The sequence below is a fragment of the Zoogloea ramigera genome (genome assembly GCF_006539865.1).
GTDB lineage: Bacteria > Pseudomonadota > Gammaproteobacteria > Burkholderiales > Rhodocyclaceae > Zoogloea > Zoogloea ramigera.
The window spans coordinates 33,031-58,034 of record NZ_BJNV01000025.1 but is presented as its reverse complement, the minus strand read 5'-3'; the positions used below and the strand labels follow the sequence as shown (position 1 = coordinate 58,034).

At 67.1% G+C, this 25,004-nt stretch carries 19 protein-coding genes; 7 read left to right on the top strand and 12 right to left on the bottom strand.

Features of this window, described 5'->3' with window-relative positions:
• Positions 1 to 60: 60 nt before the first annotated feature.
• On the bottom strand, positions 61 to 2,313 hold the full coding sequence (locus ZRA01_RS09055) for a GGDEF/EAL domain-containing response regulator (RefSeq protein ID WP_141351422.1): 2,253 nt from the start codon (positions 2,311 to 2,313) through the stop codon (positions 61 to 63).
• A 174-nt stretch (positions 2,314 to 2,487) separates the two neighbouring features.
• Here ZRA01_RS09055 and ZRA01_RS09050 point away from each other — a divergent pair, with 174 nt between their 5' ends.
• The gene (locus ZRA01_RS09050) at positions 2,488 to 3,945 is read left to right on the top strand and encodes a wax ester/triacylglycerol synthase domain-containing protein (protein ID WP_141351420.1); all 1,458 of its coding nucleotides are present in this window, start codon (positions 2,488 to 2,490) and stop codon (positions 3,943 to 3,945) included.
• Positions 3,946 to 3,948: 3 nt separating this feature from the next.
• Here the strand turns inward: ZRA01_RS09050 and ZRA01_RS09045 are convergent, their stop codons facing one another.
• The 5 genes from ZRA01_RS09045 to ppsA form a co-directional block, all read right to left on the bottom strand.
• Entirely contained in the window at positions 3,949 to 5,364 is a 1,416-nt protein-coding gene (locus ZRA01_RS09045) for an ABC transporter permease (RefSeq protein WP_141351436.1), read from the bottom strand.
• Positions 5,364 to 6,341 carry an ABC transporter permease gene (locus tag ZRA01_RS09040; RefSeq protein WP_141351418.1) on the bottom strand — a complete coding sequence of 326 codons (978 nt, stop codon included), beginning with the start codon at positions 6,339 to 6,341 and terminating at the stop codon, positions 5,364 to 5,366. Before ZRA01_RS09040 ends, ZRA01_RS09045 begins: the two co-directional genes overlap by 1 nt.
• A gap of 48 nt (positions 6,342 to 6,389) precedes the next feature.
• A complete protein-coding gene (locus ZRA01_RS09035) occupies positions 6,390 to 7,250 on the bottom strand; it encodes an SPFH domain-containing protein (RefSeq protein ID WP_141351416.1) in 861 nt (286 codons plus the stop codon).
• Between the two features lie 10 nt (positions 7,251 to 7,260).
• Positions 7,261 to 7,710, bottom strand: coding sequence for an NfeD family protein (locus tag ZRA01_RS09030; RefSeq protein WP_141351414.1), 450 nt, complete (start codon positions 7,708 to 7,710; stop codon positions 7,261 to 7,263).
• A 223-nt stretch (positions 7,711 to 7,933) separates the two neighbouring features.
• Positions 7,934 to 10,303, bottom strand: coding sequence for a phosphoenolpyruvate synthase (gene ppsA, locus ZRA01_RS09025; protein WP_141351412.1), 2,370 nt, complete (start codon positions 10,301 to 10,303; stop codon positions 7,934 to 7,936).
• A 227-nt stretch (positions 10,304 to 10,530) separates the two neighbouring features.
• Between ppsA and ppsR the strand changes: the two genes are divergently transcribed.
• From ppsR to msrB, 3 genes are all read left to right on the top strand, one after another.
• Complete coding sequence (gene ppsR, locus ZRA01_RS09020; RefSeq protein WP_141351410.1) at positions 10,531 to 11,355, top strand: posphoenolpyruvate synthetase regulatory kinase/phosphorylase PpsR; 825 nt, start codon at positions 10,531 to 10,533, stop codon at positions 11,353 to 11,355.
• 69 nt (positions 11,356 to 11,424) lie between these two features.
• Positions 11,425 to 12,594 (top strand): DUF2863 family protein, encoded by a 1,170-nt coding sequence (locus ZRA01_RS09015; RefSeq protein WP_141351408.1) that lies wholly within the window; start codon positions 11,425 to 11,427, stop codon positions 12,592 to 12,594.
• Between the two features lie 60 nt (positions 12,595 to 12,654).
• Positions 12,655 to 13,053, top strand: coding sequence for a peptide-methionine (R)-S-oxide reductase MsrB (gene msrB / locus ZRA01_RS09010; protein WP_141351406.1), 399 nt, complete (start codon positions 12,655 to 12,657; stop codon positions 13,051 to 13,053).
• Between the two features lie 16 nt (positions 13,054 to 13,069).
• Here msrB and ZRA01_RS09005 read toward each other — a convergent pair whose 3' ends face one another.
• The 3 genes from ZRA01_RS09005 to ZRA01_RS08995 form a co-directional block, all read right to left on the bottom strand.
• Positions 13,070 to 13,756, bottom strand: a complete 687-nt coding sequence (locus tag ZRA01_RS09005; protein ID WP_141351404.1) for a DUF599 domain-containing protein — start codon at positions 13,754 to 13,756, stop codon at positions 13,070 to 13,072.
• Positions 13,753 to 14,664 carry an alpha/beta fold hydrolase gene (locus tag ZRA01_RS09000; protein WP_246093502.1) on the bottom strand — a complete coding sequence of 304 codons (912 nt, stop codon included), beginning with the start codon at positions 14,662 to 14,664 and terminating at the stop codon, positions 13,753 to 13,755. Before ZRA01_RS09000 ends, ZRA01_RS09005 begins: the two co-directional genes overlap by 4 nt.
• A 62-nt stretch (positions 14,665 to 14,726) precedes the next feature.
• Positions 14,727 to 17,081: a DNA internalization-related competence protein ComEC/Rec2 gene (locus tag ZRA01_RS08995; protein ID WP_141351403.1), complete on the bottom strand. Its 2,355-nt coding sequence runs from the start codon at positions 17,079 to 17,081 to the stop codon at positions 14,727 to 14,729.
• A 248-nt stretch (positions 17,082 to 17,329) separates the two neighbouring features.
• On the opposite strand from ZRA01_RS08995, the gene ZRA01_RS08990 reads away from it, so the two are divergent.
• Positions 17,330 to 17,878 carry a DUF2062 domain-containing protein gene (locus tag ZRA01_RS08990; protein ID WP_141351401.1) on the top strand — a complete coding sequence of 183 codons (549 nt, stop codon included), beginning with the start codon at positions 17,330 to 17,332 and terminating at the stop codon, positions 17,876 to 17,878.
• Positions 17,875 to 18,972 carry a potassium channel family protein gene (locus ZRA01_RS08985; protein ID WP_246093497.1) on the top strand — a complete coding sequence of 366 codons (1,098 nt, stop codon included), beginning with the start codon at positions 17,875 to 17,877 and terminating at the stop codon, positions 18,970 to 18,972. Before ZRA01_RS08990 ends, ZRA01_RS08985 begins: the two co-directional genes overlap by 4 nt.
• A gap of 38 nt (positions 18,973 to 19,010) precedes the next feature.
• On the opposite strand, the gene ZRA01_RS08980 is transcribed toward ZRA01_RS08985, so the two are convergent.
• The 3 genes from ZRA01_RS08980 to ZRA01_RS08970 form a co-directional block, all read right to left on the bottom strand.
• Positions 19,011 to 21,032 carry a methyl-accepting chemotaxis protein gene (locus ZRA01_RS08980; RefSeq protein ID WP_141351399.1) on the bottom strand — a complete coding sequence of 674 codons (2,022 nt, stop codon included), beginning with the start codon at positions 21,030 to 21,032 and terminating at the stop codon, positions 19,011 to 19,013.
• Positions 21,033 to 21,168: 136 nt separating this feature from the next.
• Positions 21,169 to 21,861, bottom strand: coding sequence for a lipoprotein-releasing ABC transporter ATP-binding protein LolD (gene lolD / locus ZRA01_RS08975; protein ID WP_141351397.1), 693 nt, complete (start codon positions 21,859 to 21,861; stop codon positions 21,169 to 21,171).
• The gene (locus ZRA01_RS08970) at positions 21,854 to 23,107 is read right to left on the bottom strand and encodes a lipoprotein-releasing ABC transporter permease subunit (protein WP_141351395.1); all 1,254 of its coding nucleotides are present in this window, start codon (positions 23,105 to 23,107) and stop codon (positions 21,854 to 21,856) included. The genes lolD and ZRA01_RS08970 overlap by 8 nt, the downstream gene beginning before the upstream one ends.
• A gap of 230 nt (positions 23,108 to 23,337) precedes the next feature.
• Between ZRA01_RS08970 and ZRA01_RS08965 the strand changes: the two genes are divergently transcribed.
• Positions 23,338 to 24,882: an SH3 domain-containing protein gene (locus tag ZRA01_RS08965; RefSeq protein ID WP_170182930.1), complete on the top strand. Its 1,545-nt coding sequence runs from the start codon at positions 23,338 to 23,340 to the stop codon at positions 24,880 to 24,882.
• Positions 24,883 to 25,004 lie beyond the last annotated feature (122 nt).

Here is a 25,004-nt window from a genome sequence, read left to right as displayed (position 1 = left end):
AGCGTCAACACATTAGAGAAAATAAATTTTGGAGAGACAGCCGAGCTTTGACTGCGTGGACTACTGAGACGCCGGCGCTGAGCAAGCAATCCACTTCTCCAGTTCCCCCGCCCGCATCGGGCGGGCATAAAGGAAGCCTTGCATTTCCCCGCAGCCCATTTCATCCAGAAGACGGGCCTGCTGGTCGGTTTCGACACCCTCGGCGATGACATCCAGCCCCAGACTCTTGGCCAACTTTACGATCATCGTCGCAATGCAGTCCTCCCGGGTTTCTGGCGTCAATTCTGCAACGAAGGCACGATCGATCTTGATCCTGTCGAAAGGCAGACGATTGAGGCTGCCCAGGGATGAGAATCCGCAACCAAAATCATCAACGGCAACCCGCAAACCTAAAGCTTTGAGTTCGCGCAACTGATGCGCCACCGAAACGGGATCTTCCATTGCAACCGATTCTGTGATTTCGAGCTCTAGTCGGGACGGGGCAACTCCGCTCTCCAGAATGATCCGGGCTGTTTTCGCCACAAAATCGGGCTCGCGGAACTGAGCGGCAGAAATGTTGATTCCCACCCGAAAACCCGGCACCCCCAAGGCATCCCAACGCACGATCTGCCGACAAGCCTCGCGGAGGACCCAATCCCCGATATCCACGATCATGCCCGTATATTCTGCGAGAGGAATGAAGACATCAGGCGAGATCGCCTCTCCGCTGGCCTTGACCCAGCGGATCAAGGCTTCACAACCCACGAGCGCGTGGCTGTCGGACGCGACCTGTGGCTGGTAATGCAGCTCAAGCCCCTTGCCCTGATTCAACGCCGAGCGCAATTCGGTAAGCAGGCGCACGCGATTCTGGGTGGTCGCCTCCATCTCGCCCGAAAAAAAGCGCCAGTGCTGGTTGCCGGCCTGCTTTGCGTGACTGAGGGCCAGATTCGCTCGCTTCAGGAGTTCGACAGCCCCGCCCGGGGTGGCCGTTAGATCAACGAAACCTGCTCGAGCGCGGATGGGAATCGCGTGTCCGCGCACGGTAAAAGGGGCTGCGAAGATTTCCAGCGCTGCCCCCGCTCCCTCGTGGCCGGGTTTCCAGCAGACACCGAACGCATCACCGGCGACACGAGCCACCACTGCGTCCGGACCGACCGCCTCCTGAAGACGCCGGGTCACCTCGACGAGCAACAGGTCTCCGCTGCGGTGCCCCAGCGCATCGTTCAGCTCCGAGAAACGTACGATGTCGATGATCCCGAGGGTCCAGCCGCCACCCGCAAGAACTGACATATCCTCGTCGATCAGATCAAGGAAGCGCTTGCGATTGGGCAGGCGTGTGAGCGGGTCATAGTAGGCAAATAGCCGCAGACGCTCAAACAGCACGACATTTTCGAACCCCACACCGAGGTTGATGCAAAGCACCTCGACCATCCTGCGGGTCAACTCAGTGGCCGGGCGGGGGAGATCGACATGAATCAGCGCCTCCTTTCCGTGAACTCGCCCGAGATACAGACAAGCCGCACCCGCATCGAACACATGGCGTCGCGCAGCGAGGCATCTCATCAGGGAGCTCCGCAAGATCTCGCTGCCGATTTCGGCGAGGGCCGTTTCAGTCAGACCATGGTAGCGGCCGCAGCTGGCAAGGACGCGCAAATCTTCACGGTCCTCCCCTTCCCAGCCGCCTGTCGGGGGGCCGCAGAACACCGCATTGAGCGAACCACCGACGAAGTCCGCCAAGTGCTTCAAGGCGACTTCGGCAAAGGCACGCATGTCCCTCGGGACGAACAGCTGATTGCCGGTCTCGATGATGCGCTCAAGGCCCCGGCGATGCTCGTCGAGCGCGCAGATCTGTTCGTAGGAGCGGATCGCGGCAGTCAGGGTTGTGATCAGCCGGGTGTGGGTGAGCTCGGACTTGGTCCGATAGTCGTTGATGTCGTAATCGCGGATCACGCTTAGCTCGGGTGCGTAACCCGGCTGGCCCGTACGCAGGATGATTCGCGTATCCCGCCGTCCGAGCTCTTCGCGGATGACCTGAACCAGGGTGAGCCCGGCGTCATGACTCTCCATGACCACATCGAGCAGGATCACCGCCACATCCCGATTGGCCTCGAGTACCTCCCGGGCCTCCGCGGATGAATAGGCGTTCAGCAACTCCAGCTTCCTGTTGCTGATGGTGACCCCACGAAGTGCGAACAGTGTGGCCTGGTGCACCTCGGCATCGTCGTCGACGATGAGCACCTTCCATGGGCGCTCGGCAGGTGCAGCGTGGGCCGGTTCATCGTCTTCTAGAAACTCGATGAACTCTTCAGGGGGAGTGACGGCGAGCGTTGTCATTTTTTGGATCCGAAGCCAGCTGCAGGCAAATTTCCCGCCATTGATTATTCTTTACGGCAGGCAGGGGGCGCTTCTTTAACTGGGCCGGGACGGCGTGGATACCTTCCGGCGCCCGAAGAATGAGCGCAAAATCTGCGACGCGACGCCCGCCTGTCCTTCCGGAGAAACCCGTCCATGAGCAAACTTGAACGACTCGGCAGCCTGGATCTGACCTGGCTTCAGATCGAACGGGACACCAACCTCATGCATGTCGTTGGCGTGCTGTTGCTCGAAACTCCACTCGACCGGCAACGCCTCGAAGAACGGCTGCAGACCCGCCTGCTGCGCCTTGAACGCTTCGGCCAGCACGTACTGCGCGATAGCGCCGGGGCCGTCTGGGAGAGCGGGCAGGTAGACCTGAACGCCCACATCGTCGAGCTCACCTTGCCGGCCGGCGATGAACGGGCGGCCCTCGAAGCCACCGTGGGCGAACTGGCCGCCCGCCCCCTCGACCCGACACGTCCGCTCTGGCAGCTTCATCTGGTGAGGCATTATCAGCAGGGCAGCGCGCTCATCGTCCGCATCCATCACTGCATCGCCGACGGCATCGCCCTTTTCAGCGTACTCCGCTCCCTCACCGATGCCGGGCCCGACGACGAAACGCCTCCGGAAACCCCCACCGGTGATCATCCAGACAACTTCTTCGAGCAACTCTGCGCCCCGCTCACCCGCGGCATGATTGAAAGCATCAAGATATCGGGAGCCTTCTGGGCGAAGTACCTGAGCCTGATGCTCAACCCCCAGCAGGTGTTCGATTACGCCCGGGCGAGCGCAGCCCTGGCCCTCGAGATCGGCAAGCTCACCGGCTTGCAGGACGACAGCCTGACCTTCCTGAAGGGGCAGCCCCAAGGCGTCAAGCGGGTCAGCTGGAGTACGCCGCTGCCCGAAGATGCCGTGCAGGAGCTCGCCGACAACACCGGCACGACGACCGATGCCGTACTGCTCGCCTGCCTCAGTGGCGCGCTGCACGACCACCTCCGGAACCAAGGCGCAGCGACCGCCGGCGTGGAGTTGCGCACGCTGATGCCGGTCAACCTGCGTAACGCCGAGGCCGACGACCCGCTCGGCAACCGCAGCGGACTGATGCTCATCGAGCTGCCCGTGGGCATCGCCGACCCGCGCGAACGGCTGGCCGAAACGCACCGCCGCGTGGATGTGTTCGCAAAAGCCTACGACACCCAGCGCGCCCTCGGCATCTTCAGCCTCATCGGCCAGACCCCCAAGGCCGTGCAGCAGCAGACGCTCCGCCTGCTGGCGGCCAAGACCAGCGCCCTGCTTTGCCACGTGCAGGGCTCCCGCCAGGCGCGCTACCTGGCAGGGGCAAAGATCGTCGAGGAAATGTTCTGGAGTCCGGCCCCCGGCGACCTCGGCCTGGCGATCAGCATCGTTTACTACAACGGCCACTACCAGGTCGGACTGCTGTCAGACGCCGCGATGGTGGCCGAGCCGTCGACAATCACCAGCCGGATCCCCGCCCAGTTCACCGCCCTTGCCCCGGATGCAAACATGGCCCCCGAAGCACCCAAGCCCAAGGCAGCAAGCAAGCCCCGGCGGAAGGTTGCCCCCAGGAAGCCCGCCTCAAAACCCACCTGAAGCTCAGCTCGCCCGCGGGTCGAAGGCGTCTCGCACCACGTCGGCAAACAGGTTGGCGGCCAGCACCAGCACGAACATGAAGATGAAGGCCGCCACCAGGCTCCACCACACCATGGGCTCACGGGCGAGTTCCATGCGGGCGGCGTTGATCATCGTGCCAAAGCTGATGGTGTTCGGATCGACACCGATGCCCACGTAAGAGAGCACCGCCTCGGCCAGCACCAGGCCCGAAAAATCCATCACCAGCGCGATCAGCACCAGGTGCATCAGGTTGGGCAGCACGTGGCGAGCCAGGATGCGGGTGGTCGACACCCCAAAGGCCCGCGCCGCCTGCACGTATTCAAGCTCCCGCAGCTTGAGGGTTTCGCCGCGCAGCAGGCGGCACAGACCCGTCCAGCTGGTCATCCCGAGGATCAGGCACAAGGCCAGCAGGCGCGCGTCGGCCCGCTCGGCAGCAGTCTCGAACCACTGGGGGTGAGTGTCGATCACCACCTGCATCATCAGCACCGCGGCGGCGATCAGCAATACACCGGGGATCGAGTTGAGCACCGTGTAAACGTACTGGATCACGTCATCGACCCAGCCGCCAAGGTAGCCCGCTACGATCCCCAACGCCACGGCCAGGGGCAGCGTGACGAGGGTCGTCAGGGTTCCGATCACCAACGCCGTGCGGATGCTCTTGAGGGTGAGGAAGAGTACATCCTGACCCACCTTGTCGGTGCCGAACACGTGGTATTCGGTGGCCAGCGCCGTGACCGGCCCCACCAGCAACAGCACACCGGCCAGTGTGAGCAGCATCGCCCGCCAGGCCAGCCCGCCCTTGCCACGCCACACAGCCCGCCAGCCCGCGCCAAAGGGCACCCGCCGCGAACGCGCCACCAGCCCCACGACCGCCCCCGCCAACACCAGCCAGACGCCCGCTGCCGCCGCAAGCCCAGTGGCGATGCGGCCCGCCACGTCACCGGCCAGGTCTTGTTCCGGATACTGCAGCCCCGCGCCGCCGTACTTAAGGCGCGGGAACTCGCGATGCTGGCTGCCATCCTTGCCCTCCACGGTCTGGCGGGCAAAAAGCTGCCAGGCCAGCGGTGCCGAGTAGGTTTTCTCGACCCGCGTGCGCAGAGGCTCGGCAAGCGCGTCGAGCGCGCTGCGGACGTCAGTGGATAGCTGCGGCTTCGTCTCGGCGGCCGCAACGCCGGCGGGCGCCAGGCGCTCCCGGTAATGCAGGCTGTCGACGAGCCCCACCAGCACGAAGATCAGCAGCAGCGTGAGGGACGTCATCCCGACCCCGCTCGCCCCCACCCGCCCCCAGGCGGCACGCATGGGTTCGCTGCGGCGGGCACTCCAGGCTGCAAGCAGTATGCAGCCAAGCAGGCCAAAAAGAAGCAGATCGGTCCACAGGACCACCGGTTGAAAGCCCATCATTCCAGCCTCACCCGCGGGTCGACCAAGGTGTAAGACAGATCGGTAAGGATCAGCCCGACGATGTACAGCAGCGACCCGATGAAGACCATCGCCCGCACCACCGGAAAATCCTGCGAATTGATCGCGTCTATCGTGTAGCTGCCGAGGCCCGGGATGCCGAAGAACGATTCATAGATCAGGCTGCCCATGAAAAGCGACGGGATCACCACCACCACGCCGGTCAGGATCGGGATCATCGCGTTCTTCAGCACATGGCGGAACAGCGCCTGCAGCTCGGACAGCCCCTTGGCCCGGGCCGTGCGCACATAGTCCTTGCCTGCCTCCTCGAGGAAGATCGTGCGATACCAGCGCGCGCTCCCGCCGATGCCGGCGATCACCCCGATCACCACCGGCAGCACCAGAAAGCGCCCCGCATCCAGCCCGGCGCCGTAGCCCGAGATCGGGACCAGATGCCACACCTTGGACACCAGCCACTGGCCACCGATGATGTAGAACAGCCCGGAGATCGACATCATCGCCACACACAGCACCACGCCCCAGAAATCCAGGTAGGACGCCCGAAAGAAAACCAGCAGCAATGCAAAGCACACCGTCACAAACAGCCCCAGCACGAAGGTCGGCAATGCGATCGCCAGGGACGGCCCCATGCGTGTCGTCAGCTCGTTGGCGATGTCGCGCCCATCGTCGGCGCGGCCAAAGTCGAACACGAACATGCGCAGGGATTTCTCGAAGAAGATGGTGTTGGTGAGCTTCTGCGCCCCCTCCGCCGCACCATCGAAGAGCAGTGGCTTGTCGTAGCCCCGCTCCACCTTCCAGCGCTCAATCGCCTCGGGTGTCACGCGCTTGGCGCCCAACTGCATGCGCGCCATGTCGTCGGGGGTGTTCACGACGAAGAACAGCGCAAAGGTGAGCAGATTGACGCCGATGAGGATCAGCGGCGCATACAGCAGGCGGCGGACGATGTAGGCAAACATAGGCCGCCTATCCTACATGGCCCGGCGCCGATGACGAAGCCCCGGCGGCTAACGCTTCAGCGCCCCGCCCACCAGGCCACGCACCGCCTCCTGCAGATCAGCCGGCAACACCACCACCTTGGCGTTGTCGGCCGAGCCCATCCGCTCCAGCGACGCGATGTACTTCTCGCCCAGCAAAAACAGCATCGGCGCAGTCTCGGTGCCCACCGCCGCGGCCACCCGACGGATCGACTCGGCCGACGCCTCAGCCAGCATCACCTGAGCGTTGGCGTCGCGCTTTGACGACTCCAGCCGCGCCTCCGCCTCCAGGATCGCCGCCTGCTTGGCGCCCTCGGCGCGGGTCACCACGGCCTTGCGTTCCCGCTCGGCCGAGGCCTGCTGCTCCATCGCCTTCTGCATCGACTCGGAAGGCTTGATGTCCTGGATCTCCACCGACTTCACGGTCAGACCCCAATCCACCGCCTCGTCGGCGATCATCTCGCGCAGGCGCGCCTTGATCTTGTCGCGGCTCGACAGGGCCTCGTCCAGTTCCATCTCGCCGATGATCGAGCGCAGCGTGGTCATGATCATGTTGCGGATCGCCTCGGAAAAATCGGTCACGCCATAAACCGCCTTCACCGGGTCGGTCACCTTCAAAAAGGCGATCGCGTTGGTAAGGATGACCGCGTTATCGCGGGTGATCACCTCCTGTTCCTGCACATCCAGGATGATGTCCTTGGTCACCAGCTTGTAGGCCACCTTGTCCAGGTAGGGGATGATGATGTTGAGGCCCGGCTTCAGCGTCCCGTAATACTTGCCCAGCCGCTCCACGATCCACTCCTCGCCCTGGGGCACGATGCGCACCCCCTTGGCGATCGTCACCGCCACAAACACCAGGATCGCCAGCACGACAAACATTGCATCACTCATGGCCTGCTCCTCACGCTTTCACAACCTTCAGGAAACTGCCCTCGATCGCCACCACCCGCACCCGCTCTCCCATGGCAATGGGCGCATCGGCCACGCACTCCCACTCCTCTGCCCCCAGCACCGGCTTCTGAAAGCGCACCTTGCCCCGGGCGAAAGCTTCCGTCGGCTTCGTCATGAGCCCGATCTCGCCTAGCGTGTCCCCATCCGACTGGCCGACCTGCGTACGCGAGCGCAGATACTCACCGCTCTTGAACACCCGGAACCACAGCCCCACCATCGCCACCGACGCGACGATCCACAGGCCGATCTGCGCCGTCGCCCCCAGCGGCGCCACGAGCAGCAACAGCCCCACCAGCAGGGCCCCCAGCCCGAACCAGATCACGAAAAAGGCCGGCACCGCCAGCTCGGCGATCACCAACGCAATGCCCAGCACGATCCAGTGCCACCATTCGAAATCCATGCCACCTCCTTGCCCGCGCCGCCGCGCTTCCCTGTCGCGCCCATTTTGCGCCGCCAGGGCCAGTTTGGCATCTGCTCTGAAACCGGAGGGTGACGGCAAGCCTCGATCGCCTCATTTTGAGGCGACGGAGGGTCTGCGTTCATCGACGCCGCCTCCCAAAACAAAACCGGCCCGTCTTTCGACGGGCCGGCTTCATTTGCTACTTGTCAGCGCAGGCGCGCGATCACTCGCCCTTGCTGTGGGCCGACAGCTTCAGCCAGGTATCAACCACGGTGTCCGGGTTGAGGGAGATGGTCTGGATGCCTTCGTCCATCAGCCACTCGGCCAGATCGGGGTGATCCGAGGGGCCCTGGCCGCAGATGCCGACATACTTGCCCAGCTTGTTGGCGCCCTTGATGGCCATCGACAGCAGGATCTTGACCGCCGGATCGCGCTCGTCGAAGGCGTGGGCCACCAGGCCGGAGTCGCGGTCGAGGCCCAGGGTCAGCTGGGTCAGGTCGTTGGAGCCGATGGAGTAGCCGTCGAAGTGCTTCAGGAACTCTTCGGTGAGCAGCGCGTTGGACGGGATCTCGCACATCATGATGAGCTTGAGCTCGTTCTCGCCGCGCTTCAGGCCGTGCTCGGCCAGCAGCTCGACCACGCCCTGGGCTTCTTCGACGTTACGCACGAAGGGCACCATCAGCTGCACATTGGTAAGGCCGAGTTCGTTGCGCACCTTCTTCATCGCGGCGCATTCCATCTCGAAACAGTCGCGGAAGCTGTGGGCGATGTAACGGGAGGCGCCGCGAAAGCCCAGCATGGGGTTTTCTTCTTCCGGCTCGTAGATCTCGCCGCCGAGCAGCTTGCGGTACTCGTTGGACTTGAAGTCGGACAGGCGGACGATGACGGGCTTCGGGTAGAAGGCCGCGGCGATGGTGGCGACGCCCTCGACCAGCTTCTCGATGAAGAACTGCTTCGGCGTGGCGTAGCCGCGGGAGCGGCGCAGGATCTCGGCACGCAGGCTGGCCGGCACCTGGTTGATCTCGAGGATCGCCTTCGGGTGGATGCCGATCATGTTGTTGATGACGAACTCGAGGCGGGCCAGGCCGACGCCTTCGTTCGGGATCTGGGCGAATTCGAAGGCCAGCTCCGGGTTGCCCACGTTCATCATGATCTTGACGGGGATCTCGGGCAGGTTGCCGGTGTCGGTGGTGACGACCTCGAAGTCGAGCTTGCCGCGGTAAACGTAGCCGGTGTCGCCTTCGGCACACGAGACGGTGACGTCCTCGTTCTCGCTCAGCACTTCGGTGGCGTTGCCGCAGCCGACGATGGCGGGGATGCCCAGCTCACGGGCGATGATCGCCGCGTGGCAGGTGCGGCCGCCGCGGTTGGTGACGATGGCGGCAGCGCGCTTCATCACCGGCTCCCAGTTCGGGTCGGTCATGTCGGTGACGAGCACGTCGCCGGCCTTGACGCGGTCCATCTCGGAGGCGTCCTTGACGACGCGGACCTGGCCGGCGCCGATCTTCTGGCCGATGGCGCGGCCGTGGGTGAGGGACTTGCCGTACTGCTTGAGGCGGTACTTCTCGAGCACGTGGCCAGCCTGCTGGCTCTTCACGGTTTCCGGGCGGGCCTGCAGGATGTACAGCTTGCCATCGTCGCCGCTCTTGCCCCACTCGATGTCCATCGGGCGGCCGTAGTGCTGCTCGATGATCATGGCGTAGCGGCCGAGCTCCAGCACGTCGGCGTCGGTCAGCGAGTAAACATTGCGCTCGGCTTCGGAGACGTCGACGGTGCGGGTGGACTTGCCGGCTTCCTTCTTGTCGGCGAAGACCATCTTGATCAGCTTGGAGCCGAGGTTGCGGCGGATCACGGCCGGCTTGCCCTGGGCCAGGGTGGCCTTGTGCACGTAGAACTCGTCCGGGTTCACGGCGCCCTGCACGACGGTTTCGCCGAGGCCGTAGGAGGCGGTGATGAAGACCACGCCGTCGAAGCCGGATTCGGTGTCCATGGTGAACATCACGCCGGAGGCGCCGATGTCGGAGCGGACCATGCGCTGCACGCCGGCCGACAGGGCGACTTCAGCGTGGGTGAAGCCCTTGTGCACGCGGTAAGCGATGGCGCGGTCGTTGTAGAGCGACGCGAAGACTTCCTTGATGGCGTGCAGGATGTTCTGGTAGCCGTGGATGTTCAGGAAGGATTCCTGCTGGCCGGCAAAGGACGCATCCGGCAGGTCTTCGGCGGTGGCGGAGGAACGCACCGCGAAGCTGCCGTCGCCTTCGGCGGTGAGCTGGTCGTAGGCCGCCTTGATCTCGGCTTCGAGCTCGGCCGGGAAGGGGGTGTCGACGATCCACTGGCGGATCTGGGCGCCGCAGCGGGCCAGGGACACCACGTCATCCACGTCGAGGCTCTCGAGGGCGGCGCGGATGCGCTCGGCCAGGCCTTGATGGGACAGGAACTTGCGGTAAGCGTCGGCGGTGGTGGCGAAGCCGCCGGGAACGCGCACGCTGGCGGGCAGCTGGCTGATCATCTCGCCGAGGGAGGCGTTCTTGCCGCCAACCTGCTCGACGTCGCTCATGCGAAGTTCTTGGAACGGAATGACATTGCGGGCCATGGGGGATCTTCCTGGGAGAAAAAGAAAACGGCGTTTGATATTTATTCGGACCGTATTCTAAGACCAATGTTGCTATGCCGCATCCAGGGTTTATCCTAATGCGTGGAACCCTCCACGCCCGCCGGAAGCCCTCTGTGGCCTGCCCTCGGGGCCGGAATGGGATAAGATGCAGCATCGCCCGGCGGCGCCGGGCCAAGCATCATCGTCCTTTCCCTGTTGGCACCTCCATGACCCAGACCCGCCCCGTTTTCTTCGTTTCAGACGGCACCGGCATCACGGCCGAGACCCTCGGTCACAGTCTTCTGGCCCAGTTCCCGGATACCCGCTTCCGCCCCCACCGCATGCCCTTTGTCGACTCCCCCGACAAGGCCCGCGACTGCGCCATGAAAATCCGCGACGCCGCCGTCGAGAGCGGCCAGCGCCCGATCGTCTTCAACACGCTGGTCGACCCCGACGCGGTGGCTGGCCTGCGCGAAGCCGACGCCCTCTTCCTCGATCTCTTCGAGAAGTTCATCGAGCCCCTCGAGAACGAGCTCGGGCAGCGCTCCACCCATGCCGCCGGGCGCTTCCACGGCATTGCCGAAAGCCAGGACTACAAGCGCCGCATCGAAGCGATCAACTTCACCCTGGCCCACGACGACGGCGTCTCCCACGCCGACCTGGCCGAGGCCGACGTGATCCTGGTCGGCGTGAGCCGCTCGGGCAAGACGCCCACCAGCCTCTACCTGGCGATGCAGTTCGGCATCAAGGCCGCCAACTACCCGCTGATCCCCGAAGACTTCGAGCGCAACAAGCTGCCCGTCGAGCTCACCCGCTACCGCGGCAAGCTGTTCGGCCTCACCATCGGGCCCGACCGCCTGTCGCAGATCCGCCAGGAGCGCCGCCCCAACAGCCGCTACGCCTCCATCGAGAACTGTCTCCACGAGATCGAGGCCGCCCAGCGCATGATGAAGCGTGAGGGCATCAAGTGGCTGGACTCCACCGCCAAGTCCATCGAGGAGATCTCCACCATCATCCTCCAGGAAGTCCGCCTCGACCCGCCCTCCTACTAAACGCCGGCCGGCCGATCATCGGCCTGTGCCACCTGTCAAAACCTCATCAACATTAAAAGGAGAGCCCCGATGAAACGCAACCGACTCGGGCGCCGCGGCGGCCTGCCGCGGGACGCCGAACAGCTTCTGTGGCTCGCCAATGGTCTGGCCGATTCGAGCAGCCGGGCCGAAGACCACTTCTGGGACCAGCGCCTCGCCGACGCCGTCGACACCCTGCTGCGCTCCGAAGACGAAGACGCCCTCAACACCGCCCTCGACCACCTCTCCACGGCCAGCGCCCACGCCTACGACGAGCTGGCCGACATGATCGAGTCGCGGGCCGAAGGCGCACTCAAGTCCGACGAACAGCACGACGTGCTGCTGATCGCCGCCCCGGTGATGGCTTGGTCGCGCTACCGCATCCCGGCCGCGCCGATCGCCGCAGCCGCCATGTCCAACCTGCGCGTCCAGCTCAAGGCCCACGTGCTCGCCAAGGACGTCCGGCTGGCCCTCGCCGACTTCCTGTTCAGCCCCGACCAGCTGCCCCAGGGCTACTGCGCCACGGCCGATTTCGCCACCCACCTGGGCAAGGCCGCCGGCACCGACACCGACCTGCACATCAAGACTGACAACCTGCCCGAAACCGCCCAGTTCTTGTCCGACACCCGCTACCTGCTGGGCGCGGTGATGGTGCCCAAGGGCGCGCCCATCTTCCGCTGGCAGGAAGAAGACTGCACCCGCGAGCAGGCCCAGGAACAATGGCGCGCCCAGGGCGGCGCCTGCTTTGCGCCGCTGCTCACCGGCTGCGCCTTCGAGGTGGTGCTGCCCAACGCCTACTTCGCCGCCAGCCGCGAAGCCGACAAGGCCTCGCGGCCCTACTCCATCCAGGCCTCGGTGGCCTTCCTGTCCACCACCCTCGACACCCCGGCCACCGGCCTGCGTGCCGTGGTGGCGCCCTTCTTCGAGCGCCAGGTCGAGGAATACCGCATCGGCTTCACGCTGCGCGCCCAGAGCGAGGTCGTGCACGGCGTGGTGTGGCCGCTGTTGGGCGCGGAAGACGAAAGCAGCGAGACCCTCGCCGAAATCGAAGCCACCCTGCGCGCCTGTGGCATCACCGACCTGCTGGTGCTCGACAACGAGTTCCCCATGGAATACTGCGACGACTGCGGCGCCCCCATGTACCCCTCGCCCGAGGGCGAGGCCGTGCATGCCGAGCTGCCCGAAGAACAGGCCGAGCAGATGCCGAAACATCTGCACTGATCCACGGTCAGTGATGGGTGGGAGCTTGCTTCCCGCCCTTTTTTTGCCCCGGAGACCGCGATGACCCGCAAGATCGAGAAGACCGACGCCGAATGGCGCGCCCAGCTCAGCCCCGACGAATACCACGTGACCCGCCAGAAAGGCACCGAGCGCGCCTTCACCGGCCGCTACTGGGACTGCCACGAGCCCGGCCAGTACCGCTGCACCTGCTGCGGCGCCGACCTGTTCTCATCCGAGCACAAGTTCGACTCCGGCTGCGGCTGGCCCAGCTTCTACGCCGCCGCCGCGCCCGACAACGTCGAAGAAGCCGAAGACCGCAGCCACTTCATGCTGCGCACCGAAGTCCTGTGCAAGAACTGCGGCGCCCACCTGGGCCATGTCTTCGAGGACGGCCCCGCCCCCACCGGGCTGCGCTACTGCATCAACTCGGTGGCGGTGAAGCTCGAGCAGGACGAATAAGGCAACCCGGCCCGCCTCAGCTCTGCATCGCCGCGAGGGTCTGGGAGCGGAAGTCGCGGCGGTACAGCACGCCGATGATCAGCGTGGTGACCGCCACGAAGATCCACGGCTGGATGAACCAGAACACCGCCGCCAGCCCAAAGTAGTACGCGCGAATGCCCCGGTTGAACTCGTCCCCCGACAGGGCGTTGATCCGCGCAAAGCGCCGCGCGTCCACCTCGCTACCCTCGCCCGGGGGTGGCGCGGCGCCCACCACCAGCGACAGCATGTTGAACTGGCGCAGCGACCAGGTGAACTTGAAGTACGCGACGATGAACACCATCAGCAGCAGAAGCAGCTTCACTTCCCACACCTCGCGCGACACATGCCGCGCAAAGGGCAGGTCGGAGGCCACGTCGATCAAGCGGTCCATCGTCCCGAGCAGCGCCAAGAGGCCGGCGATCACGTAGATGGTGGTGTTGGCGTAGAACGACACGTTCTGCATCAGGTTGCCGATCAACGCCACATCCGCCATGCGGTTGTCCCGGCGCAGCATCTGCCGGCCCCATTCGAGGCGGAACCCATGGCTCGCCCCGAGCAGCCCGCGGGTGCTGCCCAGCGGGCCGTGCTCGACCACCCAGCCATAGCCCACCCAGCACGTCAGGAACCACCCCATCGCGATCCAGTCGGGCAGGCTGAAGGCCGCCAGCCAGGCGCCGCTCATCGCACCGCCTCACCGCCCAGCAGGAAGTCACGGATCGGCGCAATCTGGGCGGCATCCATCAGCGTGGGCGCGTGGCCGACGCCCGGGATCTCGACGAGCCGGGCACGGGGGCCACGCTGCCCCATCTCGTCGGCCGTCTCACGGGTCAGCAGGTCGGACTCGGCCCCGCGCATCAGCAGCGTGGGGCAGCCGATGGCGTCGTAGATCGGCCACAGGCTCACGTCTTCGAGGGTCGGCGTCTTGCGGAAGGGGTCGCCGATGCCCGGGTCGTAGCGCATCGCCCAGCCGCCCTCGACCTCCCTGACCGAGCTCTCGGTGAGATGCCGCCACTGGGCATCGGACAGATGCCCGAAGGGCGCACTCACCGCCCGGATGTAGGCCTCGGCCGCCTCAAAGCCGGGGAAGACCGGCGCCGTCCCCACATACTGTCCGATGCGCGCCAGCGACGCCGCGGTGATCACCGGCCCCACATCGTTGAGCACCAGCCGGCGGATCGGGTTGTCGGGCATGCTGGCGATGATCATGCCGATCAGCCCGCCCATCGAGGTGCCGACCCAATGCACGGTGTCCACGTCTAGCCGGGCGATCAGCGTGATCATGTCGGCCACATAGGTGGGCAGCTGATAGTCGTCCTTCACCGGCAGCCAGCTGCTCAGGCCACGCCCGACCACGTCCGGGCAGATCACCCGGTAACGCGGCGCCAGCGCCCGGGCCAGATCGTCGAAATCGCGCCCGTTGCGGGTCAGCCCATGCACGCACACCAGTACTTCGGGATTGCGGGCGTCGCCCCACTCCAGGTAGGACATGCGGTGCAGCCCATGGGGGCCGACGCACTGGACGCTGCGCCGGCGCGGGCCAGACGCCGTGTCGGTGGGGGAAGGCAGGCTGAAGTCGGGGTTCTGGCTCATGGCGGGTCTGGGGCATGAATGACGATGGCCAAGGATAGCATCGGCGGCGCCGGCACCGCGCCTCAGCGGCCGTGCCAGTAGCGTGGCGCTGCCGCGCGGGCCGTTTCGAAGCGGGGCCCGCCGGGGGCCAGATGCACGCTCACCGCGCCCGCCGCATCGGTGCGCCACATGCCGGCCCCGGTGGCGGCCCAGCGCGCCCAGACCTGGGCGTTGGGATGGCGGAAACGGTTGAGATAGCCCACCGGAAAAATCACCCAGCGCGGCCGCGTAGCCGCAATGAAGGCGGCCGTCGATGAGCTGCGGCTGCCATGGTGGGGCACCACCAGCACGTCGCTGGCCAGCTGCCCGGCCTGCCCTTGCAACAACTCGGCCTCCGAGACGGCCTCGATGTCCGATGTCAGCAAGGCGCTCAGGCCACCAGCCTCGACCCGCAGCACACAGGCCACGTCATTGGTCTTGCTGCCCGGGCTGTCGTCCGCGGCGCGGCCGGGGTGGAGCATGGTGAAGCGCACCCCGTCCCAATCCCACGTCTGGCCGGCCACGCAGGGCTGGTGGCGGGCGCCGGCGATGAGGCGGGCCGGGTGGTTCTGCGACAGCGACGAGCGCACTTCAGCCACCGGGATGCCGGTCAACACGGCCTCGGCGCCACCCGAATGGTCGTTGTCCTGGTGGGTGACCACCAGGCTGTCGAGCCGCCGCACGCCCTCCGCCCGCAGGTAGGGCAGCAGGATGCGCTCACCGCTGTTGGCATCGGCCGAGAAGGCCGGGCCGGTGTCGTAGAGCAGGTCGTGGCCGGCGGTCTGCACGTGCACCGCCAGCCCCTGCCCCACGTCGAGTACCGTCACCCGGGCCTCCCCCGGCGTGGGCCGGGCCGGCGCCCACAGCAGCAGCGGCAGCAGCATCGCCAGGCCGACCCAACGCGCCGGCGTGCCCCGCGGCAGCAGCGCCCAGACGCAGCCCAGGGAAGCCAGCACCGCCAGCCAGGGCGGCGGCGCGGCCTGCTGCCAGCTGGCCCACGGCAGCTCGGCGAGCCAGTCGATGGGCAGCATCGTCAGCGTGAAGGCCGCGTGGGCCAGGTCGGCCAGCATCTGCAAGGGCAGAATCGCGAAACCGATGGCCAGCGGCGTGACGACGAAACTGACCAGCGGAATCGCGATGGCGTTGGCCAGCGGCGAGACCAGCGAGAACTGCTGAAACAGCACGAGCAGCGCCGGCACCAGCCCGAGGGTCACCGCCCACTGGGCCCGCAGCGCACCCCGCAGCCGCCCCTCCGGCACCAGGCGGCCGCTACTGACGAGAAAGAGCAGCGCCACCGCCCCGAACGAAAGCCAGAAGCCGGCCGCCATCACCGCCCACGGGTCGAGCACCAGCACCACCGCCAGGGCCAGCGCCAGCACCCGGCCGGGCGCGGTCTCCCGCCGCAGCACCAGCGCAAAGGCCACGCAGCCCAGCATGTAGAGGGTGCGCTGGGCCGGCACGCCCCAGCCCGCCAGCAGGCAATACAGAAACGCGACGACGAAACCCGCCACCACCCCGGCCTGCTGGGCCGGCCAGCGCAGCGCCAGCGCCGGGCTGCGCCGCCACAGGCCGCCAACGGCGCCGGCGAACAGGGCGGCGATCATCGTCACGTGCATCCCGCTGATCGCCACCAGGTGGGAGATGCCCGTCCGTGCAAACACTCGCCACAGCTCCGGCGGAATCGAGCGCTGGTCGCCCACCGCCAGCGCCACCAGCACGCCGGCGTAGGCGCCCTCCGGCAAGGCCCGGCGAAAGCGCTCCCGCACGCCCTCGCGCAGGCGCTCGACCCCATACATGAAGCCCGGCACGAAGGCGTCGAGCCGCTGGTTGTCGGGCGCCGGCCGCACGTAACCGGTGGCCCGGATACCCTGCTCCAGCAGCCAGCGCTCATAGTCGAAACCGTGGGGGTTAACATTGCCGTGGGGCCGCTTGAGGCGGACCGTCAGGCGCCAGCGCTCGCCCGCGTGGAGGGGCGGCAGCATGTGCATCTCCTCGTCGCGGAAGCCCTTGTACCAGGCCAGCGAGATCTTCGGCGGCAGCGGCGCGGCGCTCTCTTCAACCTCGAAGACGAAGCGCAGACCCCGCTCGAAATCCTGGGGCAGGCTGGCGACCACACCCGTCACGACCACGTCCCGCCCCTCCCACTCGCCGGGCAGGGCCTCGGAGAGGCGCAGCTCGGCCCGCCAGGCCGCGTAGGCCCAGCCGGTGCTGATCGCGGCCGCCAGCACCAGCACGGCCGCAGCACGCCCGATCAGGCCGGAGCGGCCACGCAAAAGCACGGCGGCAAGCAGCCCGGCCGCCGCCAGGCACGCCACCCACCCCCCGTTATGCGGCGGCGCCGTGGCGCCGAGCTGCCACGCCAGAATGCCAATCGCGAATGCCAGAGAAGTAACCCCCATAGGCCGGAATCTATCCTAAAACCGGCCAGGGGTGCACATGCAGCCCACAATCGGGCTCTCGGTTAGAATCGTCGTGAAAATGGCAATCCGACCCGCCAGACGATACGCAAGGGCGGAAGTTCGGTGCCCCCCATGAGCACCGCCATACGGATCTTGAGCCCGCCGGGGGCTGTCAACGACAGCTATCAGGACCATTGCGGGAGACCGGGTGTCGGAAGACCGGAAGCCATTCGAACACCCACACGACGATGCGACGACTGCTCAAGCGCCACCTGCCGGATCACCAGGCCCTGGCCACCAACCGCTGGCTGGCGCCCTTCGGGGACACGCTACTCCACCCCCGGCTGTGGCACCTCAACCGCCATTCGGCCGCGGGCGCGGTGGCGGTGGGGATGTTCTGCGGCCTGATCCCGGGCCCCTTCCAGATGCTGGGTGCGGCGCTGTGCTGCGTGCTGTTCCGGGTCAACCTGCCGCTGGCCTTGTTCACCACGCTCTACACCAACCCCTTCACGATCGTTCCGCTCTACCTCGCGGCGTTCACGATCGGCGAATGGATACTCGGTGGCGGCGGGCACTTCACCGCGCCCCCCGAATGGGCGGGCAGCTGGAGTGGCGCGGGCCTGCTGGAATGGCTGGAGACCCTCGCCCAGTGGATGCTCGGCCTGGGCCGGCCGCTGGCGCTGGGCCTCATCACGCTGGCCTCGGTGCTGTCGGCCACGGCCTACCTGCTGGTTCGGGTGGTCTGGCGCCAGTACCTGGTGCGCGCCTGGCAGCGGCGCAAGAAGTCCCGACCGTGACAAAGATCGCCTACGTGCTGGCCCTGCTGCGCCGCCTCCTGCACCTCAACAGGCGCAAGGCGGCCCACCTGCCCAGGCGGCACAGCCAGCTGCCGCGCATCCTGCTGCGCATCTACCTCGCCGCCGGCGTGCTGCTTGCGCTGGTGGCGGTCGGCACCGCGGGTTTCTACCTCATCGGCAAGGAGCGGGCCAACCTCTCCGACGCCTTCTACATGACGCTGATCACCGTCACCACGGTGGGCTACGGCGAAGTCGTGCCGATCCACAGTTTCGGCGAACGGCTGTTTGCCGGCCTGATCGCGCTGGCCGGCTTCGGGGCGGTCACCTTTCTGTTCACCAGCCTCACGGTGTTTTTTCTTGAAACCGATCTCGACTACACGCTGCGGAGACGACGCATGGAAAAGCAGGTTCGCAAGCTGCACAGCCACTTCATCATATGCGGCTTCGGGCGGGTCGGCCGCAATGTGGCCAACGAGCTCACCACCACCCACCGGCACTTCGTGGCCATCGATTCGGACGAGGCGGCGCTTGAAACCCAGCGGGAGCGCACGCCCGGCCTGGTTTACCTGGGCGGCGACGCCAGCGACGACGAGCTGTTGCTGTCGGCGGGCATCATGGACGCCCACGGGCTGTTCGCCGTCACCGGGGACGACAGCCGCAACCTGATGATCGTGTTCACCGCCAAGCAGCTCAACCCTAAGGTGCGCATCGTGGCCCGCTGCCACGAGGTGCGCAACGCCGAAAAGCTGCGCAAGGCGGGCGCCGACAGCGTGATCTCGCCCGACTTCACCGGCGGAATGCGGATCGCCTCGAGCATGATCCGCCCCCACGTGGTGTCCTTCCTCGACGAGATGCTGCGCTCGGAGCACAAGCTGCGGCTCGAGGAGGTGCTGGTGCCGGAACGCTTCGAACCCCGGGCCCTCGACACCCTTCGCCTGCGCAGCCCGAACTACGTGCTGCTGGCGGTGAGGCACGGCGGAAACCTGGTGTTCAACCCGTCCGACGAATTCATGCTGGAGCCCGGCCAGCACGTGATCGTGATGGCCTCGCCCCAGGGCCGCCAGGAGCTAGAAGGCGCGCTGCTGCCGGATTGAGCTCCGCGCCGCCGCCCCACCGCGGGGCGGCGGGATGGTCAGATGTGGAAGTGGGCGACCTCGTCCCGCAGATGCTGGGCCAGGCCCTCAAGGCGCTGGGCGGTGTTGGCGGTGTCGCGCACCGCCGCCGAGTTCTGTTCGGCCATCTGGGCGATGTGTTCGACGCTGCGGGCGATCTCGTTGCTCGCCGCGCCCTGCTCGCGCAGCGCCGCCGAAATGTCGGCGACCGCATCCACCACCTGGGTGGCGCCGGCGCGGATCTGCTCCATCGAGGCACCGGCCTGCCCGGCCAGCTCGACGCCGCCCTCGACCCGCGTGACACCTTCGTTCATCGTCTCCACCGCCAGCCGCGTCCCCTTCTGGATTGCGGCCACCATGCCGGTGATCTCATCGGTGGCCTTGGCGGTGCGCTCGGCCAGCTTGCGCACCTCGTCAGCCACCACCGCGAAGCCGCGGCCGGTTTCGCCGGCCCGGGCCGCCTCGATGGCGGCGTTGAGGGCCAGCAGGTTGGTCTGATCGGCAATTTCCTTGATGGAGCTGACGATGGTGGAGATCTGCGCCGACTGCTGGCCCAGGTCCTGGATCACCGCAGCCGACTCACGCACCGAGCTGGCGATGAGCTCCATCTCGCCCACCGTCTTGGCCACCACCGCGCCGCCCTCCGACGAGATGCGCCCCGACGCCGACGAGATGCCCTCGGCCGAAGCCGCGCTGCTGGCGATCTCGGAGATCCCCACGGTCATCTCCTCGATGGCCGCGGCCATGCCGGTGGCCGACGTGCTCTGCTGTTCGGAGCCGTCGGAAACGCGCGACGCCGAACCCGCCAACTCCACGGCCGCCCTGGCCACATCGTTGGCACCGGACTGGACCTTGCCGATCACCGCCGAGAAGGCCGCCGCCATCTCGTTGAACTGCCCGGCCACCAGGCGCAGCTCGTCGTCAGCTGTCAGGGCGATGCGGGCCCGCAGGTCACCGGCGGCCAGCGCCTGGGCGCCAGCCCGCAGCTCACTCACCGACTGCATCATCGCGAAACAGAAGGCCGTTGCCAGATAGACCAGAACCAGCACCGCCACGCCGGCAAACGCGGCATGCAGGGCGAAGGTCTGGCGGCGCCCGTCGAGACGGGACTTGAGCAGCGTCTGCACGGCCGGGATCAGCTCGTCGTAGCTCTTGGCGAAGCTCATGTCGATCGCCACCGTCACCGTGTCGAAATAAGCCTGGGGCGCCATCTCGAAGTCACCCTTCAGGATCTTCTCCCGCAGATGCTCGACGACCTTGTTCGTCTGCGCGTTGAACTCCTTCTCCAGCCGCTCGAGGGAAGACTTGAGGCCCGGGTTGGCCACCGCCGCCCGGTGCAGGTTCTCATTGACCGCATGCAGGGCAAGCTGCAACTCGCCCAGCTGCACGCTGATGTCGTAGCGTTGCTGATCGCCGAGGGCCTTGGACGACAGCACCCCGGTGCCCAGGGCCCGCAGGCGGCCGAGGCGCTCGCCCACATCGGGGAGGCTGTGGAGCACGCCGCCGATAAGGTAAAAACTGTCGGCCGACGGGTCGAGGCTCAGGCCACCGTCGTCGCCCAGATCGTGCAGTGCCTCCATGGCCTTGGCGACCAGTCGTGTATGGGCCACCACGCTCTCGCGCTGGGTCAGCTGCAGGCCGCCGGTGCGCAGGACCTCCCAGTCCTGGGCGACCTGCTTCCAGCGCTGCGAGGCGGATTGCGCCACGCCGCCCGACAGACCGGCCTCACCCTGCTTCATGGCCTCGACGACCTCCTCCGTCTTCTTCTGAAGGAGCGGGCGCATGGCTTCGTTGCCGCTCAGCACGCCAGACGACAGGCCGCGATGCTCCTGGAGCAGCTGGATCACCTTGAGCACGCGGGGCAGGCGCTCGCTGGCCTCGAGTTCCTTTTCGGCATACACGATGCTCTCCCGCAAGGACATCGCCAGCTGGAACAGAAGCGCGCCGACCACCAGCAGGGCGATCAGCCCGAGCAAGGCAAACTTGACCGGGAAACGCAGCCGATTGAGCAGCAGGATCGCGGGGGCGAATAGGGCTTTCATGGGGTCTCCGACAAGGAAACCGAGATCGAATTTGACAAACGTCTTCGTTTATCGACCGCCCTGCCGGTGAACTTGAGGGCTCCCCGCCGTGGTAAACCCGTAGCCCTCGGCCAAGCCGGGACAGACGCGCCCTCGCCTACCCCGCCAGCACGCCGTCACACAGCTGCAGCACCCGGTTGGCGCGGCCGGCCAGCTGCGGGTCGTGGGTGACGATGACGAACGCGGTGCCCTGCTCCTCGGCCAGCTCGAGCATCAGCGCAAACACCTTCTCGGCGGTCTGGCGGTCAAGGTTGCCGGTGGGCTCGTCGGCCAGCACACAGGCTGGCCGGGTCACCAGCGCCCGGGCGATGGCCGCCCGCTGGCGCTCGCCGCCGGAAAGCTCGCCCGGCGTGTGCTCGAGGCGATGCCCCAGCCCCACCGCATTCAGCGTCTCGGCGGCCCGCGCGAGGGCTTCATCACGGGGCAGGCGCCGCACGAAGAGCGGCATCGCCACGTTCTCGAGGGCCGAGAACTCGCCCAGCAGGTGGTGGAACTGGTAGATGAAGCCCAGCGATTCATTGCGCAAGCGGCCCCGCTCAGCGTCCGAGATGGCCGAAAAATTGCGCCCGAGCAGCTTCACCTCGCCCGCCGAAGGCACATCGAGCCCGCCCAGCAGGTGCAGCAGCGTGCTCTTGCCCGAGCCCGACGAGCCGATCACCGCGACCCGCTCGCCCCGCGCCACCGACAGGCTCACCCCGCGCAGCACCTCGACCGCGTCGGCGCCCTCGCGGAACGACTTGGAGAGACCGCGGCATTCGATCACCGGCTGATCCATCGGCACATCACTCATAGCGCAGGGCCTCCGCCGGATTGAGCCGCGACGCGCGCCAGCTCGGATAAAGGGTCGCCACCAGGGTCAGCACGAAGGAGACACTGGAGATCGTGATCACGTCGGCCCACTGCAGCTCGGAGGGCAGGTCGGAGATGTAATAGACGTCTTTGGCCAGAAACTGGACGCCGAAGGCCCGCTCGATGGCCGGCACCACCACGTCGATGTTGAGCGCCAGCGTGACCCCGCCGAGCACCCCGATCGCCAGGCCGATCAGCCCGATCAGCGCGCCCTGGATCACGAAGATCGCCATGATCGAGCCCGGGCTGGCGCCCAGGGTGCGCAGGATCGCGATGTCGGCCTGCTTGTCCTGCACCGCCATCACCAGCGTCGACACGATGTTGAAGGCCGCCACCGCGACGATCAGCAGCAGGATGATGAACATCACGTTCTTCTCGATCTGCACCGCCCGGAAGAAGTTGGCGTGGCTCTTGGTCCAGTCGGAGATCAGCGTGTCGGCATCCACGTACTGCATCAGCTCGCGGGCCACCCGAGGCGCGGCAAAGAGGTCGTCGATCTTGAGGCGCACGCCGGAGACACGGTCTTCCATGCGGTACAGCGTCTGGGCGTCCTGCAGATGAACCAGGGCCAGGCTGGAGTCGTACTCGAACATCCCCACCTCGAAGATCCCGACCACCGTGAACTGCTTGAGCCGCGGCAGGATCGCCGCCGGCGTGACGAGGCCCTGGGGCGCGATCAGGGTCACTTTCTCACCCGGCCCCACCCGCAGCGCCCGCGCCAGGTCGGCCCCCAGCACGATGCCGAAGGCACCCGGCTGCAGATCCTCGAAGCGACCGAAGCGCATGTGCCTGGCAAAATCCGCCACCTTGTCCTCGGCGTCCGGCAGCACGCCGCGGATCAGCGTGCCGCGCACCGTCTGGTCGAAGGACAGCATGCCCTGGGCCTGCACGAAGGGCGCCGCGGCGCGCACCTGCGGGTGCTTGGCGGCATCGTCGGCCACCCGCTGCCAGTTGCCCAGCTCGCCGTCGAAGCCGGAGATCTGCACGTGGGAGGCCACCCCGAGGATGCGCGTGCGCAGCTCGGTCTGAAAGCCGTTCATCACCGACAGCACGACGATCAGCGCCGCCACGCCCAGCGCGATGCCCAGCATCGAGACCAGCGAAATGAAGGATATGAATCGATTGCGGCCCTGCGCCCTCCGCCTGGAGCGGGTGTAGCGCAGCCCGACGAGGAATTCGTAGGACATCAGCAAGAAACCGGAAACGCCCGGGGAAGGGCGAGGCCGCATTGTGCCGGAGTTAGGCGGCGCTGGATATCTCACCCACCGCCACCCGCCGTCACCTGATCGCCGCAGGTGTCAGCCTCTTCACGACAGCGCCGTAACTCGGCGTGACAAGGATGCAAATCATTGTCATGCTGCCGCAAAACACTCCGGCACCCGCGGCCGGCCCCCCCACTTCTGTGCCGGAAGTCCCCATGATCCACAGGCTCCGTTTCGCCCTCGCCCTGACCCTGCTGGTTTCGAGCCCCCTCGCCAGCGCCCAGACCGCCACCGTCACCCACGCCACCGCGCTGCGCGAGCAGCCCGATGCGGGCGCCCGCAGCATCATCGAGATGCGCCGCCGGGCCAGCGTGCGCGTGCTCGAAACCCGGCGCGACTGGATCAAGGTCGAGGCCGACGGCATGCGCAGCGGCTGGATCGCCGAACGCGACCTCGACCTCAGCGCCAGCGAAGCCTTCACCGCCCTGCAGGCGACCGCCGCCATGCCCGCGGCGCCAGCGCTGCCCAACGCTCAGCCCCGCAGCCTCCCCCGTGCCACCAATCACGCCCTGATCCTGCCCCTCGGCGGTGCGAGCGGCCCCGACGCCGCCAGTGCCACCGCCATCGCCCGCGTGATGGGCGTGCCCGACGCCAACATCCAGCAGCCCACCGCCGACGCCCTCGCCACCCCCGACGGCCTGCGCGAGGCTCTGGCTCATTTCGACGGCCGCATCGGCCACGGCGACCGCGCCCTGCTCTACATCTCCGGCCTCGGCAGCCAGACCAGCCAGGGCGGGCAGTGCGTCGAGAGCGTGCTCACCCCCTCCGGCCAGGCCTTCGGCCTCGACGAGCTGGCCCGCTACGCCACCACCCTCGCCCAGAAGGCCGGCCGGCTGGTCGTGCTCACCGACACCGGCCGCGGCGAGGGCCTGCCTCCCGCCGCCGGCCTCACCGGGCGCTTCGTGGCGGCCCCCTGCCGCGGCGACGCCCCACGGGCGATGCCGGCCGGCCACAACATGCTGGTGATCCGCGCCAACCGCCCCGGCGGCAACGCCTTCGCAGACAGCCGCGGCGGCCTCGCCACCCAAGCCCTGCTCGCCTGCCTCGACGGCAGCGCCCCGCTGGAAAGCGGCAGCGGCCTCCCCGGCGGCGAAGACTGGCGCCGCTGCGCCCAGAAACAGCTCGACGCCCGCCCTGGCAAGCACCAGCAGCTCAGCCTCGCCGGCAACCCGGCCCTGGCCCCCGCACCTACACGAGCCCCCGGGAGCGGCGCCGGCCCGGTCCGCCCGGCCGACTTGCTGCAGGCGCTCCACGCCCAGCGCAGCGAAGACCGCCGGGTGGTCGCCACCCCGACCGGCGGCGCCCGCCAGCTCACCGTCAGCGGCCCGGCGGGCGGCTATCTTTATGTGCTGGGAGCCGACGATAGCGGCTTCACACTGGTCCACCCGGTTGCGGCAGCCTCGCTCGAACGCTTCGGCGGCCAGGCCACCGTCGCACTGCCGCCCGGCCGGCAACGCATCCTGGCCCTCGTCAGCGAAGCGCCGCGCAACTTTCTGCGGGCGGGTTTCGGCGGCAACGGCGCCTTCGCCACCGCCCCGGCCGACGGGCGCACCCTGCGCGACCTGCCGCTTGAGGTGATCGAAGGCGACAACAGCCCCGCCTGCACCCGCAGCGAAACCCGTAACATGGGCATGGAACAGGCCCGCCGCTGCTCCACCGCCTTCGGTTCGGCCATCGTCGACGTCCGGGACGGGCGCTGACCGAGGCCCTCTGGCCCCCTCCGCGCAGCCTGTCGCGCATGGGGCGTCGGGGTGAAGATCCGACTGGACAGCAGAGGGTTTCGTCGATTTCCTTTAAGCCCGCCGGGCTGCTAGACTCGCGC

Excerpts from the sequence above, each read along its gene's own strand:
- ZRA01_RS09055 (WP_141351422.1), bottom strand. The coding sequence starts at position 2,313 with ATGACAACGCTCGCCGTCACTCCCCCTGAAGAGTTCATCGAGTTTCTA.
- ZRA01_RS09050 (WP_141351420.1), top strand. The coding sequence starts at position 2,488 with ATGAGCAAACTTGAACGACTCGGCAGCCTGGATCTGACCTGGCTTCAG.
- ZRA01_RS09045 (WP_141351436.1), bottom strand. The coding sequence starts at position 5,364 with ATGGGCTTTCAACCGGTGGTCCTGTGGACCGATCTGCTTCTTTTTGGC.
- ZRA01_RS09040 (WP_141351418.1), bottom strand. The coding sequence starts at position 6,341 with ATGTTTGCCTACATCGTCCGCCGCCTGCTGTATGCGCCGCTGATCCTC.
- ZRA01_RS09035 (WP_141351416.1), bottom strand. The coding sequence starts at position 7,250 with ATGAGTGATGCAATGTTTGTCGTGCTGGCGATCCTGGTGTTTGTGGCG.
- ZRA01_RS09030 (WP_141351414.1), bottom strand. The coding sequence starts at position 7,710 with ATGGATTTCGAATGGTGGCACTGGATCGTGCTGGGCATTGCGTTGGTG.
- ppsA (WP_141351412.1), bottom strand. The coding sequence starts at position 10,303 with ATGGCCCGCAATGTCATTCCGTTCCAAGAACTTCGCATGAGCGACGTC.
- ppsR (WP_141351410.1), top strand. The coding sequence starts at position 10,531 with ATGACCCAGACCCGCCCCGTTTTCTTCGTTTCAGACGGCACCGGCATC.
- ZRA01_RS09015 (WP_141351408.1), top strand. The coding sequence starts at position 11,425 with ATGAAACGCAACCGACTCGGGCGCCGCGGCGGCCTGCCGCGGGACGCC.
- msrB (WP_141351406.1), top strand. The coding sequence starts at position 12,655 with ATGACCCGCAAGATCGAGAAGACCGACGCCGAATGGCGCGCCCAGCTC.
- ZRA01_RS09005 (WP_141351404.1), bottom strand. The coding sequence starts at position 13,756 with ATGAGCGGCGCCTGGCTGGCGGCCTTCAGCCTGCCCGACTGGATCGCG.
- ZRA01_RS09000 (WP_246093502.1), bottom strand. The coding sequence starts at position 14,664 with ATGAGCCAGAACCCCGACTTCAGCCTGCCTTCCCCCACCGACACGGCG.
- ZRA01_RS08995 (WP_141351403.1), bottom strand. The coding sequence starts at position 17,081 with ATGGGGGTTACTTCTCTGGCATTCGCGATTGGCATTCTGGCGTGGCAG.
- ZRA01_RS08990 (WP_141351401.1), top strand. The coding sequence starts at position 17,330 with ATGCGACGACTGCTCAAGCGCCACCTGCCGGATCACCAGGCCCTGGCC.
- ZRA01_RS08980 (WP_141351399.1), bottom strand. The coding sequence starts at position 21,032 with ATGAAAGCCCTATTCGCCCCCGCGATCCTGCTGCTCAATCGGCTGCGT.
- lolD (WP_141351397.1), bottom strand. The coding sequence starts at position 21,861 with ATGAGTGATGTGCCGATGGATCAGCCGGTGATCGAATGCCGCGGTCTC.
- ZRA01_RS08970 (WP_141351395.1), bottom strand. The coding sequence starts at position 23,107 with ATGTCCTACGAATTCCTCGTCGGGCTGCGCTACACCCGCTCCAGGCGG.
- ZRA01_RS08965 (WP_170182930.1), top strand. The coding sequence starts at position 23,338 with ATGATCCACAGGCTCCGTTTCGCCCTCGCCCTGACCCTGCTGGTTTCG.